This window comes from Collinsella sp. AF15-51 (genome assembly GCF_003462845.1).
GTDB lineage: Bacteria > Actinomycetota > Coriobacteriia > Coriobacteriales > Coriobacteriaceae > Collinsella.
Map to the genome: position 1 here is coordinate 1 of NZ_QRYG01000029.1, position 14,449 is coordinate 14,449.

General features: G+C 55.7%; 13 protein-coding genes. All 13 read right to left on the reverse strand.

What is annotated here, in order from left to right; genetic code table 11:
- The coding region (locus DWW51_RS10415) for a hypothetical protein (RefSeq protein WP_231501638.1) at positions 1-232 on the reverse strand (232 nt) is incomplete at its 3' end.
- Entirely contained in the window at positions 233-1,450 is a 1,218-nt protein-coding gene (locus DWW51_RS09750; protein ID WP_082421943.1) for a Coenzyme F420 hydrogenase/dehydrogenase, beta subunit C-terminal domain, read from the reverse strand.
- A gap of 8 nt (positions 1,451-1,458) precedes the next feature.
- Positions 1,459-2,964: a lipopolysaccharide biosynthesis protein gene (locus tag DWW51_RS09755; protein WP_117774363.1), complete on the reverse strand. Its 1,506-nt coding sequence runs from the start codon at positions 2,962-2,964 to the stop codon at positions 1,459-1,461.
- Positions 2,957-4,030 (reverse strand): polysaccharide pyruvyl transferase family protein, encoded by a 1,074-nt coding sequence (locus DWW51_RS09760; RefSeq protein WP_117774364.1) that lies wholly within the window; start codon positions 4,028-4,030, stop codon positions 2,957-2,959. The genes DWW51_RS09755 and DWW51_RS09760 overlap by 8 nt, the downstream gene beginning before the upstream one ends.
- A gap of 2 nt (positions 4,031-4,032) precedes the next feature.
- Complete coding sequence (locus DWW51_RS09765) at positions 4,033-5,307, reverse strand: hypothetical protein (RefSeq protein WP_117774365.1); 1,275 nt, start codon at positions 5,305-5,307, stop codon at positions 4,033-4,035.
- 94 nt (positions 5,308-5,401) lie between these two features.
- Complete coding sequence (locus DWW51_RS09770; protein ID WP_055287332.1) at positions 5,402-6,679, reverse strand: hypothetical protein; 1,278 nt, start codon at positions 6,677-6,679, stop codon at positions 5,402-5,404.
- Position 6,680: 1 nt separating this feature from the next.
- Positions 6,681-7,619: a glycosyltransferase family 2 protein gene (locus DWW51_RS09775; protein ID WP_117774366.1), complete on the reverse strand. Its 939-nt coding sequence runs from the start codon at positions 7,617-7,619 to the stop codon at positions 6,681-6,683.
- A gap of 46 nt (positions 7,620-7,665) precedes the next feature.
- On the reverse strand, positions 7,666-8,754 hold the full coding sequence (locus tag DWW51_RS09780; protein WP_343000871.1) for a Coenzyme F420 hydrogenase/dehydrogenase, beta subunit C-terminal domain: 1,089 nt from the start codon (positions 8,752-8,754) through the stop codon (positions 7,666-7,668).
- Positions 8,755-8,797: 43 nt separating this feature from the next.
- Positions 8,798-9,901 carry a polysaccharide pyruvyl transferase family protein gene (locus DWW51_RS09785; RefSeq protein WP_197032254.1) on the reverse strand — a complete coding sequence of 368 codons (1,104 nt, stop codon included), beginning with the start codon at positions 9,899-9,901 and terminating at the stop codon, positions 8,798-8,800.
- A gap of 72 nt (positions 9,902-9,973) precedes the next feature.
- Positions 9,974-11,110, reverse strand: a complete 1,137-nt coding sequence (locus DWW51_RS09790; RefSeq protein ID WP_035138273.1) for a radical SAM protein — start codon at positions 11,108-11,110, stop codon at positions 9,974-9,976.
- Positions 11,111-11,113: 3 nt separating this feature from the next.
- On the reverse strand, positions 11,114-12,397 hold the full coding sequence (locus DWW51_RS09795; RefSeq protein WP_117774369.1) for a glycosyltransferase family 4 protein: 1,284 nt from the start codon (positions 12,395-12,397) through the stop codon (positions 11,114-11,116).
- Positions 12,397-13,500 carry a glycosyltransferase family 4 protein gene (locus tag DWW51_RS09800; RefSeq protein WP_117774370.1) on the reverse strand — a complete coding sequence of 368 codons (1,104 nt, stop codon included), beginning with the start codon at positions 13,498-13,500 and terminating at the stop codon, positions 12,397-12,399. Before DWW51_RS09800 ends, DWW51_RS09795 begins: the two co-directional genes overlap by 1 nt.
- Position 13,501: 1 nt before the next feature.
- A complete protein-coding gene (locus tag DWW51_RS09805; protein WP_197032255.1) occupies positions 13,502-14,296 on the reverse strand; it encodes a sugar transferase in 795 nt (264 codons plus the stop codon).
- Positions 14,297-14,449: the final 153 nt, after the last annotated feature.

Genomic DNA, 14,449 nt, shown 5'->3' on the forward strand with positions numbered 1-14,449 from the left:
CGATTCGGTCGCACGGAGAGCATTTCCCAGTTGACAAAACTATAGGAACACCCCCCGCATTAAATTTGCGCTCGTCGGTAAGAACACCGGATAAAAACAAGAACAACGCAACAGAAAAGTTGAGGAATGGGCGAATGGCGACCGACGCGGCACATTGAGGAAGACAGTGGATAAGCACCACTGCGGAAATCGCAAGCCCACGAAGAGCTTGAAGGTAGCGATCCTTGGCCATCTAGGCTCTCCTTCCAACGAGTCTCTTTAGTCGTCGTTTAATACCACCAAGCTTGCGGCGGACACGCTGCCAGAGAGTGGGACGGAAATCCCACTTGTCCATGAGATCTGGGATGGAAAGCCCGGCAGACACGTCGTTCAAGAACTCGTCGCGCTTTGGATAAGGCGTGACAGAATGGACGAGGCTAGGGTTGCCCGCGATTACCCCATCAAGCGTCGCCGGACCGTTTGCAGTAAGCCCAGAAATAGCCTCGAATGCCCGCACGCCCTTCTCGGTATTGCATAGGACGGCAGATACGCCCTTGGAGTTGTCGACCTCGGGATGGGTATTCTGGAACCCCCAGAAATCACCGAGCGTGATATCGGCGCCGCTGGAGCGCTTTGCTGGACATGCCAGACAGGACGAACGAAGGCTCGCATTGGCCAGAAACGCTTTCATGTACCAGTCTTTGCCGAATATCTGGGACTCGGTGTCCCCGGTGTTGTCTTTCTCCGCTATGTGCTTGTACATAGCGGAGTAAGACAACCATCCGGTTGTCTTACTCCGCATATTGACGTCGCAGACGTCCGACCCGAAGGCCTCACCACGGTAGTCGACCCAGCGCGACCAGAGCTCTGGAGACGGAACACCGTGGCAGATGACGTCGACGCCGAGGAAGAGGTCAGAGTCGGCGAGTTTCCCCAGGTATGAGCGCATGCCAGCCACCTGACATGCAGTACCGGCAAAGAGCGCCGGCCTGCCTTCACGCAGGGCAGCGCGGACGCCCTCGAAGACGCCGCGGCCAACCGCACTCTGAACGTATTTCGAGCGCATAACGGCGCCGAGCGCCGGCCTGTCCTCCACGAGCACGTGACGAAGCTCGCGGCAACCGTCCGTCCACGCGGCGCCCGCCACAACACCGCCGCGCGAGAGAGCGTCACCGGCGAGTAGACCGAACACGCCGCCCGACGACGATCTATCGAGCAAGCCGACGTCATGAGCCTTCGCCCAGAGGGCGAACTCGCACCCGTCCTCCCCAGGGGCGTTGAGCGCCGGGCATACGGCGTCGCACGCCCCGCAGCCTACGCACCCGGAGGCGTCGACGGTGGGGTGTAGGAAGCCACAATCATCGGGTTCCATGGAGATGCATGACTTGGGGCAGCGGGCAGCGCACGCGCCGCAGCCGCAGCAACGGTCGCCAAGCGAGACGACCCTCGGGGATTTCTCGGAATCATTCATGATGGACCCTATCTAAGGAACGGGAGACGAGAGACGACCGCGATACGTTCGTCCTTCGTTAGGACGGCGAGCCAAAGGGCGACGGCGAAAAGCGCGCTGTAAACGGCGCCCCACTCGAGGAACGCGGGCCATCCGTTGACGGGCAGGACCGCCGTGCCAGCGAGGCAGGCGACGGTGACGGCAGCCCAGGCGAGCAGCACCGGCAGGTTCCGCTTCCAGAAAAAGAGCATGTCGAGACCGACCCGCTTCTGGTAGTACCAGTTCATCCACAGTCCGTTGCCGAGCACGATGCTGACGACATAGGCGATCGCGGGGGCCCACGGCCCCAGCGCCGGGGCGGCCGCGGCGGTGAAGGCAACGTTCCCGACCGCCATCGCAAGGTAGACGAGACTCCTGGCGTGGTGCATGTTCTTGGCCCTCTGGATCTCGATGCCGACGTTCTGACAGAGGGGCACCATGACGGGTAGCGTCATGGCGAGCACGAGCCAGTAGGCCTCGGCGAAGCCCGGGCCCGCCCACCTCGTCACGAAAAACTTCCCAAGAATAGCGAAACCTCCGTACACCCAGCAAAACAGTACCATCTGGTAGCGGCCCACGCGCGTCATAAGGCGAGTGAGCTCGGCGTTGTCGTCCGAGGTGGCGACGATGCGGTTGACCTTCGGAATGAAGACGTTCGACATCGTGGTGGAGAGCGAGTAGAAGACCTGGCGGATGTTCACGGCCACCGCGAACAGCGATACCGCAGTCGCGCCCGAGATGGCCCCCAGCATGATGTTGGGCACGCTCTGATTGACCATCTCGCAGACCTGGTTACCGAAGATCCAGGCACTGAAGGCGGCGATGCCGCGCATGACGCCCCAGTCGGCGCCCCTGAGCTCGAAGCGCATGCCCAGCACGACGATGGCGTAGCGCGCGTTGAGGGCGAGCAGGACGAGGTTCACCGCGAGCTGTGCTAGGGCAACGCCCACGGGCCCCATACCGGCGGCCAGCAGGGCCCAGGCGCACAGCGGCGTCGCAAGCGTGGTGACGAGCTGCCTGGTCTGCTGGTAGACGAAGCGCTCGTGCGCCGTGATGTAGGAATTGAACACGACGGTGAACAACGTCGAGGCGACGTTGAGCGTCATGATGGCGAGCAGCTCCCGGGCGAGCGAGACCTGCGCCTCGGTGAACCCGGCCGAGAACACCGCGCCGGCGTTTGCGGAGAAGCCCATGCCGAGGGCGACCGCCGCGGCTGTGACGGCGACGTAAAGCGTGAGGTACATGCCGTTCAGGTGCCGGATGTCGCGCTCGCCGCCGTGCGCCACCGTCTGCGTGTAGAAGCGCACGTAGGCCTCGGAGAAGCCGAAGGACAGGAGCGTCAGCGAGAAGACAAAGGAGTTCGAGCTCTGGAAGACGCCGTAGTCCGCCTGCCCCACGTAGGACAGTAGCATTGGCGTGTAGACGAGGTTGACGAGGTTCTTTGCGAGGATGTTGGCGTAGCCGAGGAGGGCGCCCGCCTTACGCTGGCTAGCCACGGGCGGCCTCCGAGGGAATGCTCAATCCACATCTATCGAGGAATTCAACAACGATCTTCCTCTGAGCTGCCAACCTGTCATACGCCTTTGAATAGTCACTCTCGAGCAGTTCCGAATTACATACGGAAAGAATTGACCGCTCAACGAAAGAAACACCCAGCTCGCTGGCTAGCGTGTCGAATCGGCTGCTCATGTCTGGACCAGTGGACTCACGAGGGCAATAAATCAGCGGCTTCCCGAACAAGATCGAGAAAATTGATCCGTGATATGAATCTGTCGCTACAAGCTTTGCGTGACGGACGGCATAGAGGAACTCTGAAGGCCCGAGGGCGTAGTAGCGCGCATCCCCTAGTAAATCGACCCTCTTGCAGCTAAGTGAATCACAGATTTCGGCAACCCTCTCTTCGTAAGCTGCACTCCCGAGGAAGTACGTCAATACATAATCATTTGGAAGCCCGCAGTGCGGCTCTTTTTCATACCTTTCCCACCAGGAGCCGTCAAACATCAGTGTTGGGTCAATCAACACCTCGGCCTTTAAGCCGTACAGACTGTTTATAAGCTCGGCGCTCTTCTGCTCACGAACGGACAGCCTATCAAACCCGTCGAAATAGCCGTGGAACAGCTCACGCTTCTCCTCGGGAATCGTCGGAGCTGCCAAGCTTGGCGAAAAAGCAATGCGCTTTTCTCTTGGCGAAAACGTGAGAAACATAGTGGAGTTAGCGTCAGGGGAATACGGAGACCAAACTTGGTCGCTCCCAGCAACGAAAAAGTCATAGGATTTAATGTCACGTGGAGGGTTGGAATCAGATATAACCTCCCGGCTAAAGGAAATGTTACGGGAATTGAAATCCTCAAACGAACGATGCCTCTGGATGTGGGCAACGGCAAGCCCCTTTGGAATGAGCGAAGCCAAAGACTTGAGCTTGTATTTGGCAGATCTCGAGTCCTTCTGTCTGAACGTAAGGACATCTGCACCCGAGAGTTTGAGAGTTTCTTGGACAGCAAGGTTCTGGAGCCTCTGCCCATAGTTGTCCCCATGCGTAAATGTGGAAATGCCTATTTTCATGTTCAAACCTGTTCTTCGTCTCTATCAATAATCAAATAGTCTGCAGCCGAGGAATTCCACGACCAAGCCAGCGCTCCACAGAGCAGCAGTAGGCACAAGCAGCAGTTCACCCTTGTAAAGCACTGCGTATACAGAAAGGTAATAAGAATTGTTAGCAAAAGGAGCAAACGAACAATCCGGCCATTAGATCCTTTTTCCTGCTCTATAAACTCACTAACCACGGAGTGGAAAAACGCTACATACGCTGCCGTCTCCCAAACCCCCATGAGAATCAAGAAAGACCCCATATCCGCTTGACCAAAGTGGTTAAACGACATGAACCCGGACGCGTAGAAGCTTGAGGCTCCAAGACCCTCTCCGAGACTCCATGTAGCCGGTCTCAAGAGAGCGAAGCCGATGATAGCAATCCTCTCGTTACTGCCGTCGGCAGCAGTACCGACGGAAGCTGAACTGCCAACCATATCGAACAGACCAAACACTTGCGTATCCACGAGGATCTGGAACGCAGGCACCAAGGCATATGCAATTGTCAGGATAAAATACAAGGCGACAAGCCAAAAGAAGGGACCCGAAACATCCGCTTCTCCTCTCATGACTGAAATAAGCCAGAACATCACTAAAACGAGAGGAAGGATTATGAAGAGCGCCTTATTATCGTTGAGTGTCGCAAGATAGAAGGACAGGACGATAAGGCAGACGTTGTAAGCGATGGCAAGGGTTGGCCAGAGAGGACCCCGAAGCCTCCTAATCCAGACGAAGTTGTAGAGCACGACGAATGAAGTGTAAAGGGCCACCGCATGGACGGACGCATAAGAGAACAGGCCGGAGATATTGTCCTCGAAGTAACTGATGTCGTTCGTTGTCGCAGCGATCATCCCATGGGTAGAGTACTGGATAAACATGATCGCCATATTGAGAAGCAATATGGCGTTGAAGACCGGAAAACCTGCATCAAAGAGTCCAAGAAGAAAATCCCTCTTGTTAGTGACCAAAAGAAAGAAGTAAAGCGTATAGACAAACGGGTAGAGGAGCAGCAAAATATTCGCCCTAAACGTTTCCATATTGCCACCCAAGAGGGCACCAGACAGCCACCCTGCAACGGTAATCAGCCCAAGTAGTAGCGCTCTACCGCTATATTTCCATCCGGAGAAGAGCGCCCTCACGCAAATCATGCCGGTAATTACCCAGTTGAGGTATCGCCCCAGACCATAGTACTCAAGGAAGAAAACCTGCGCCAAGATACCTATAACGATCGTCGCATCCGCCAGGTCACCCATGCAAACGGTTAGAACGCCTTGCTTATTAGGGAGATACCAACGACCTCTTCGACCAGCCCGCTCCTCCGCTTTATTTATAACGAGCCTCGCATGCCTATGATCTTGCATTGAGTACCTCCAGCAGCACACGTTCAATCAGCCTCGTGTGCATGTGAACTCCCGTGTTGAGACCTACCGAGGAGCATGGAAGCAGGTCTACGATCTCATCTGAATCGACAAGATCGAGCGGACCAGGCTTTCCGCTCCTGAAACGATTGACCTCCCTGATAAGCCGGCTCTTATCCCTAAACAGCCCGATTAGCTCCTCCTCGTTATTCAGCACCAAACCGGACCCATGCTCAACGACAAAGTCGGCGACATTGCCTGCACATGCACTCGAAATCGTATAAGCGTTTGCGGAGTAAGATTCCATACAGGTGTAGCTATAGGTCTCTGGACAAGATGGCCACATGACAACGATGGCAATCTCGCACTCCCTGAGAGAGTCGGTCATGGCATTTGGGTGCTTCTCATCAAATTCGACAAACCGCTTGTTCATCCCTGGATACATATCGTTCGAGCTGTTGAAGACGAAGAACTCGTACTCTTGTTCATCGACCGCAGATACGAGGCGAAGCCAGGTCTCCCAGCCCTTTGTCTTCCTCGGCATCCCCAGAAAGGCAACCCTGATGCGCTCCCCTGCGTTCAGAGGACGTCTGTTGCCCAGATACTCTCCAAGCAGCTTTTGGTGCGGTATTACATCAACAAGGCCCTCGTATTGGGGCCTGAATGAGAGAAACCGATTCTTCGTATAGGTCGAAGGTGCAACAAAACGGAGATTTTTGATGGAGTCAAACAGCCCTTGGATCTTCGACTCCACACGAAGGCTGTTACTGAAGTGGGGGCATTTCTCGCAGGGAGCGTCGCCGAGCCTTGAGCTGTCACAAAAGCCGCTCCTATTTTGGAGGTTATAGCTTGTACAACACAGGTAATAGTCGTGGAGAAAGGCCCTGACCGGTGTTTTGCCTGTAACTTTTAACAGTTCGGAGACTTTCTCAAGGCTCACGTACAGAAGGTGGTGGATATGAAGCTCAAGAAGGCTGAAGCCGCTTTTTTGCCAGCTGCAAAGGGCCTCGCACACCTGGGCAATACTGAAAACACCAGCCTCCACCCCGTCGACCGTAACCCCGAATTCGCAAAATAGCATCTGGTCGTCCCTGAACAGGGTCTTCTTAACCGAGTGGAGATAGACGTAACTTATGCCGTGCGACGCCATGGCCTGCTGACTCGCCATAATAGCCTTTGGGGTGCCGGTCTTGTCCTTGAGATAGTCGCAAAAGGCAAGCGCTAGGACGTACCCACTATTGTGCGGTTTGGGGATGCTTTTACTCATATCATCGCTTCCCAAACAAGAGGAGAGATCTATTGAAAAGGCCCTCTTGTAGACTGCCGAAATTCAGCCTCGAAGAGAAAGAAACCCTGCACCTAGCCATGAAAGAAGCGTCCATTTTCGATACCAACTCTCCAAGAGCACGCTCTGGAGGAAGAATGCAGTCGGAATAAGTTGAAAGAAGTCCAGTAACTTGCTTTGCAAGAGTAATCTCTCGCGGATGACAAAAACTATTGATTTTCTCAATCACTTTAGATGGTAAATCAGTACTCACACCGACCACATTACGACCATGCTGGCGATATCCCATATGAGGAGAAGCATCGAAAACAATCCGATAACCCAGCAGCACGCATAGATTAGCTATCAGCTTATCATGCATGATGACGGGATGGGGCAGCTCATGCAAGCAAACAACTTCCCAAATACGCCTATCAAATACTTGCGTACATCCCATAGGTGACCCAATGCAAAGCTGGTTGAGAGGGTCGTTATCTCGATAAGATATGCACCTTTGTTGCCCATAGGTTAACCGGCCCATCTCATTACCAGCTGAATCTACAAGTCTTGAATTGCAATGATAAAGAGCCGAATTCTCCTGCTTCTTAAGCTGTTTAATCGCAGTTATCAGTTTATCGCTATCCCAAATATCATCTTGGTCGGAAAACGCATAGTAATCAGCTTCGGGAGCATTCCGCAACAACGTCAAAAACCCTAAAGCAGGTCCTAGGTTTTCTCCTGTTAACAAAGTCAGACTGCCCTCATCTGCATAGCGCTGCAGAAGATCACGAGTACCATCAGATGACCCGTCATCACGGACAAAAAGACGTACGTCAACTTCAGCCTGCGAGAGAATGCTGTCAATTTGTTCTGAAATAAATGGGATGCCGTTGTATGACGCCATTAATACGACGCACTTTGGCACCTTGGAATTACTCAACATATGGATTACCTTATCATTAATGCCTAAAGCAAACGCTCTCGATGTGTTAACCCCTGAGCAAACCCAGTGCAAGCAGTATATCCTTGACCAAGTACTTGGCGCAGTCTTTTGGCCTCGCCCTGAGAACGAGTCGGTTAACCCGTACCCCGTTACGAAAGCCGTCCATAAAGGTATTTCTTTCTATAGGCTTCGTCGAAGGACGTTGAAGCTGTTCATTGTTGGCCACAGCTAGACCAGGATCAACCGGCAAAAGCTCAAGGTCCGTCATTTCTAACAGTTCTCGACCCTTGTCTGTCTGCACAAGTGCGAGGGATATCCCGTTCGCGACCTCATCAGAAAGCTCGCTACCCCATGAATCGCCAAGCGTAATATCGGAGACACGATCACCCTTGGCGTAGCGGCAGGAGTAGCAGCCTTCCGTATACGGTAAACCCGAGAGGAAAGCAATCGAGTAGCGATCGCGGACACCCGTCCTACCCACAGTTTCAGCTCCGCGATAGCGGAGCTGATACTGGACTTTCTTTCGAAAGTCCAGTATCAGCTCATTAGACAGGTTGTTACCTGTCTCTTCCAAGAATCGGCTCAGGACCTTGGGGGACGGTGAACCATGACAGATAAGGTCGATGGTGTAAAGGGAATCGGCTAAACGGCTTCCAACGAAGTTACGCATCGCAGCAACCTGACAAGGAAGACCGATAAAGAGAACCCTTTGACCACCTTGCAGGGCCTCCCTAACCTCGCGGTACGCACCAAGCGGATTGCTTTTGACGTATTTGGAGCCTTGGGCCCTCCTCAAATAATCCGCATCAGAAGTGAGGTGGAACCGGAACTCACCGCCCTCCTGTGCACATGAACACACTAATCCATTTGACGCCACAAACGCCTCCGAGATGGCCGTAGCCAGACCCCCGGACGAAGATGACATCCTGAGCGATGTATCTTTCGCCCACCCCTGTAGCCACTCGAGAGGACGCAACGAAGATGGGGATACCATCTGGGGACACGTTTTCTCGCACAGTCCACATCCCACGCACCTTGTAGGATCAATACGGGCGTTATACGCCTCAATCGTATCCTCAATGGCAATCGCTCCATGTCGGCATGAATCGACGCAGGCCATACAGCCAGCGCACATATCCTTCTTGCATACCGTCCTAGTGCCAACCTTTGACAATGCCCTACTCCTCAATCATGCTCTTGAGCTGCGCTAGGGACTTCTCCCTCTCCGCACCCATCACGTCGTTGACCCGACCAAAGTCAATCTGCTTGGATGCTAACTCGACATCATCTAGATTCTGAAGCACTCTGTCCGTGAGGTCCGTGAGTCGCAGAATACTCACGTTCCTGCTCGAGGTTCCGTTCTTGGGCAGCACTTCTACCAGCGGCGTATTGAGATTTATGGCAAAAGCCGTACCGTGGAACGAGTCCGTGACTAGGCATGCTGCGTTGTCGACATACGAGAGAAACTCAGCAAGCGTCGGCAACCACTTGAACTTGCCCTCGCGTGAGGCCTGGTGCAGGCTTGCGGAGATCCGTATCAGGGGCAAGCCAAGCTTTTTGGCAACCTTCACGGCGTACTGCCCCACCGTCGGGTCGCTGTGAATCTGGTAGACGAGGATGTATTCGCCCTTCGGGGCAGGTGCCGCCATCCTTCTCCACGCCTCGCCATCAAGCAGCAGCGTGGGATCGACAACCTGTCCGGCCTCTATGCCCCACGAGGCAAGCTGCTCGCGCGCGGCATCCTCGCGTACGAACACGGCCTCATATGCTCGAAGGTCCTCGAGAAACCTGGGGCGCACGCTATCCGGCATATTCTTCTTACCAAAGCTTGCCGCATATGAGATGCGCCTTGCGCCCTCGGGAGCAAACTCAAGCGCGTATGACAGGTCGTATGCGCCCGAGCTGATGGGACCCCACACCTGATCGCTTCCAGTCATATAGACATCGGCCTTGGGCGGATTAGCCTTCAGCTCCTCCAGGGATGCATAGTGAGGGCTCATCTTAAGCAGCTGGGAACGCTCACGCGCAAACCGCTTGCCCGCCACCCTTGTCTCAGGCTCCATCAGAAGTCTGTAGACAGACTTCTTCAACGGGTTCCCGTTCCAGGACGGCTTTGTCGAAAGAAGCGTCCTCACCTGCTGGGATACGTCCTCACAAGCAGGTACATAGTCCATAATCTCGAACTCATGCCCCAAGCTCTCTACCGCTCGTTGTGTCGCATATGCCTGGAGCAGGGAGCCATAATTAGAGATTGCGTGCCTGGTTATGCAGGATACTTTCACGTGTTTCCTCCGATTGATATCGAGCAACCGCTATTTCTGAATTTTTGCATTCGATTTTTCCACCCGGCTGCACTACAGCGCCTCCTCAGTCTCGTACACGTGCGCGTCGGCTCGGCTTGCGTCGGAAAGGCCGTCGTTGATCGCGGCGTGCATGTCGCAGGTGGAAAGAGCGTCCAGCTCCTCCTTCGTCACCTTGCCCGACTCGTAGTCGCGCACGATGGGGAGCTCGTGCATGTCGAACTTCTTGCCGGGCTTGAGCTTGTGCGCCAGCACCCACGACGCGGGTTTCCAGATGTACTTGTGCATGGCCGGAGACACGGAGCCGATCATCCAGCAGTTGCGGTCGCAGTGGCGCACGCAGCCGCGCACTTTCTCGGCCTGGGCGCTCTCCCACAGCTCATCCCAAGACTCGTCGTTAAGGTTGCCCATAACGAGCTTCTCCTTGGTGCCGTTGCAGGGCATGACGTCGCCGTAGGGGTCGATGAAGAACGTGTCGAACGCCATATCGCACGGGAGCAGGCGCTTCTGCCCATAGATGTAGTTGATGAGGCCCATGTTGAAGTACGCGCGGAACCACTTCTTGGGCTCGTTGGACTTGAGGAGCTCGTTTACCAGGTCCTCGAAGTTCTGGGCCACCATGGGACGGTCCTTAATGATGTTCTTCGCCTCGACAAAGTAGAAGCTGTTGTGCAGGCTGGCGGTGGCGAACTCCATGCCGAGCTCGTCGGAAAGCTTGTACAGCGGCACCAAGTCCGCAGCGTTGCGATCCTGCACAGTCATGCCAAAGCCCACGTCCGGGTGCTTCATTTCCACGAGCTTCTTGAGCGTCTCGTAGCCGCGGTTGAAGCCGTTCTGGAGACCGCGGATCTCATCGTTGGTCTGCTGCAGGCCCTCGATGGAGATGCGGATTCCCACCTGGGGGAATTCCTCGGCAAGGGCGATGATGCGGTCGGTGAAGAAGCCGTTGGTGGAGATGACGATGCGGTCGGACTTCTTGTACAGCTCGCGCACGATATCCGCAAGGTCGGTCCTGATGAAGGGCTCGCCACCGGTGATGTTGGTGAAGTACATGCGCGGGAGCTTCTTGATCACGTCGAGGGAGAGCTCCTCCTCCGGACGGCTGGGAGCCTTGTAGCGGTTGCACATGGTGCAGCGCGCGTTGCAGCGGTACGTTACGATTACGGTTCCGTTGAGTTTCTTCTCGGCCATGGGTTAGGCCACCACCTTCCGGTCAATTAGTTCTTGATACAGGGAGACGAGATTCCGGATGTACTTCTCTTGATTACAGTTCTCTGCCACGAATGAACGGCAATGCGCGCTCATCGCGGCGTAAGCCGCAGGATCGACGGCCACCGCCGCACCCCTACGGATTGCATCTGCGAGTCCTGCCTCATCGTGGGCTTCAGCCAGGAAGCCCGTTTCACCCTCACGTACCAGCTCGGGTATTCCGCCCATGTTCGTACCGATAACGGGCTTGCCCGCGGCGAGTGCCTCGAGAACCGCATATGGCGCGTTCTCGAACCACTCTGACGGCGCAGCCGCCAGAGTGGCTCGATTCACAAGTCCGCGCAGGGCGTCACCGGTTTTATATCCAACCAGCTCAATCCTCGAGCTTATTTCGTTTGGCATTGCGGAAACTTTGACCTTCACAGCATCACATTCAGGGCCATCGCCTGCAATAACAAGACGCCAATCAGGGATCACCGGTGCCGCCTTCTCAAAAGCATGCACGAGCGTTAACACGCCTTTCTCGCGAGAAAGGCGTCCCAGATACAGCATGTAGGGATCTTCATTATTTTGGTTGGCAACTTCCCGTGACATCGAATCGGGATTCAGGAAATTCCGCATGAGGACAAGCTGACGCTCGGGAAGCCCCGCTTCAATAAACTTGTTCCGCATGAACTCACTCGGGCAGATGATGCGATCGAGACGTGAATAGGTTTTGTGCCGTTTAAGCCACTCCGCCTCAGCCACCGCTAACGCGCTTTTTGCGATCGAACCCTTTACGCACTTCTTCTTAAGGCAATTGCCAAAATGACCCCCGAGACACGAATCGCAAACGTTGCCCTCGGAATCAAGCATAAGATAGCTCGGGCAAGCAAGAATCAAGTCGTGCGAGGTATACACAACCGGCGTTGGATGCTGCTTTAGCCAAGGAGCGTCCAAGATGGAAAACGTAATCTGCCTATGAGTGAGATTGAGATGGATTACATCGGGCTGGAATTCACGGCACAGCGCATCGAACTTCTCGCGCGCCTCTTTGGAATACACAAGTGCCTGCGCGGCCTTCGCCTTATCGACAATAGAGCTCGGTCCGTTATAGTCGCGATTCGTTACAAAGTAACGCGACCACTCAGTCGGCTCATTACGCTCATCCTCCATGCTGAAGAAGGCAACTTCATGCCCAAGAGCGCGAAGACCATCGGCAAGAGCAAAGTAGTACGTCTCGCTTCCACCCTTGCGCCAATGAAACTTATTTACAAGAAGGATCTTCATTACGCAACACCCTCATACAAAGCAAGCGTCCTTTGGACGACGCTGTTCCAGTCATAGCCATTAATCGCGCGGTCACGTGCCATGGCGCCCAGCCTCTCCGCTTGGGCAGAATCCGCTATCAGGCCTTCAAGCACGTCGCGCAGCGCCCCCGCGTCTCCGTGTGGGAACGTGAGCCCGCAACCCTGCAGAACATCCGCGCACTCGGGAATATCCGAGGTAACGCATGCCGCACCGTGAGACATGGCCTCCAGCAAGCTCATGGGCAGGCCCTCAACGTCGGAGGGGAGCGCGTAGCAATACGCGTTGGAGTACAGCTCGGAGAGCAGGTTGCCCTCAACGTGGCCGGTAAAGAGCGCGCGGGGGTCGGACGCGGCAGCCTCTTTGAGCGCCACGGCGTAGTCGTCCGTATCGGAGGAGTCGCCCGCGATAACCAGGCGCTTATCCGTCTTTACCTGCTTGTACGCCTCCAACAACAGTTCCGGTCGCTTCTCGGGCACAATGCGACCGAGGTAGAGGACATAGGAGCCCTGGGTGAGCCCCCAGCGCTCGGAGATCTCCTTCGCGGGAAGATCCGCCTCGGGAGTGATGCCGTTGGGAATGAGCGTAGCCTCGCGGCCGTAAGCCTCCTTGAAGTACTCCTGATTGCCCCGGGAAAGCACGATGAGCGCATCCGCGCACTTGGCCGCCGTCGCCTCGCCGAACTTGATGTACTTGGAAGCCAAGCCGCCCCATTTTGCACGCTGCCAGTCCAGGCCGTGGATCGTTGCCACGGTCCTGATGTCCGTGGAACGCGCAAAACGAAGGGGGACGCACGGCCCCTCTGCGTGATAGTGAATTACGTCTGCCCCGTCTTTGATGGCGGCCCTTGTTGCGGCAAAGCTGCTCGTGAGCGCAGAGAGCCCCTTGATGTCCAGAGCCTTTACGGGAACGATGCGGTAGCCATCCTTCTCGTAGGGCTCGGAAGGAGCTCCTTCGCCCATACGGTCGTAGCAGGTTACTTGGTGACCAAGGTCTGCCATACGGCGAGCAAGCTCGCCTACCACCACTTCTACGCCGCCCTCGCGCGAACCCGTTCTCTTTTGGCCTATCATGGCGATGCGCATGCTACACGGCACCTTCCCCAGAGAACATCGTCTTCAGCGTGCCGAATATCAACCGCAGATCCTGGCGCAGGCTGCGATTCTCTATATAGTGAAGATCCAGCTCAACCATTTCGTTGAAGCCCAGGTAGCTGCGGCCCATTACCTGCCAAGGACCGCTGCAGCCGGGTTTTACCGCCAGGCGCTTCATGTCGTGCTCGCTGTACAGGGCAACCTCGCGCGGCAGGCCGGGGCGCGGGCCAATGAGGTTCATTTGGCCCAAGAACACGTTGATGAGCTGGGGCAGCTCGTCGATGCTGTGCTTGCGAATGAAGTTACCCACACCGGGAATAATGCGCGGGTCGTGCTTCATTTTAAACATGGGGCCAGTGGCCTCGTTTTGGGCCTGCAAGTCCTTGAGCATTTGGTCTGCGTTGGGAACCATGCTGCGGAACTTGTAGATCTTAAACAGGTAGAACGTGCCGTCTTTGCGCACGCGGCCCACGCGCCACTGTGAATATAGGGGGCTGGCGCCCGGGCTCTTTATGCAAATGACCACGCTCAGAATTACCCCGGGAATAAAGAGCAACACCAGGGCTCCGCCGGCGGCGACAATGTCCACCGTACGCTTAACAACGCGGTAGAGCCTGTGCCCAAGCTCGGGCTTCACGCCGGAGTTGGCACCGCGCAGCATCTTGTACGCTTCTTCGTTTGTAAGGTAATCCCCCGCAGCACCGGCTGCGGCAGTGACGGAATTCGCCGTGGCGGCCGTGCGCGTCTCCCGCGCGCCCTGTGCCATGGTCATCATCGTAGGCTCCAAGAGCCCCTCCCCCAATACTTTTGGCTCTGTTAGACCAAATTTGACACGATCGGCTGTTCGTCGAACCGGAAAATAATCGGGCTATCCCCGCCCATCGCGGTCCCCGCCCTCCCCGTCAGCCTTCCCCTCAGATCCCAGCCTGACGTCGAAGGG

Bases quoted from the DNA above. Each gene is read 5' to 3' on its own strand.
- DWW51_RS09770 (WP_055287332.1), bottom strand. From the start codon at position 6,679: ATGAGTAAAAGCATCCCCAAACCGCACAATAGTGGGTACGTCCTAGCG.
- DWW51_RS09750 (WP_082421943.1), bottom strand. From the start codon at position 1,450: ATGAATGATTCCGAGAAATCCCCGAGGGTCGTCTCGCTTGGCGACCGT.
- DWW51_RS09795 (WP_117774369.1), bottom strand. From the start codon at position 12,397: ATGAAGATCCTTCTTGTAAATAAGTTTCATTGGCGCAAGGGTGGAAGC.
- DWW51_RS09780 (WP_343000871.1), bottom strand. From the start codon at position 8,754: ATGTGCGCTGGCTGTATGGCCTGCGTCGATTCATGCCGACATGGAGCG.
- DWW51_RS09790 (WP_035138273.1), bottom strand. From the start codon at position 11,110: ATGGCCGAGAAGAAACTCAACGGAACCGTAATCGTAACGTACCGCTGC.
- DWW51_RS09775 (WP_117774366.1), bottom strand. From the start codon at position 7,619: ATGTTGAGTAATTCCAAGGTGCCAAAGTGCGTCGTATTAATGGCGTCA.
- DWW51_RS09765 (WP_117774365.1), bottom strand. From the start codon at position 5,307: ATGGGTGACCTGGCGGATGCGACGATCGTTATAGGTATCTTGGCGCAG.
- DWW51_RS09800 (WP_117774370.1), bottom strand. From the start codon at position 13,500: ATGCGCATCGCCATGATAGGCCAAAAGAGAACGGGTTCGCGCGAGGGC.
- DWW51_RS09760 (WP_117774364.1), bottom strand. From the start codon at position 4,030: ATGAAAATAGGCATTTCCACATTTACGCATGGGGACAACTATGGGCAG.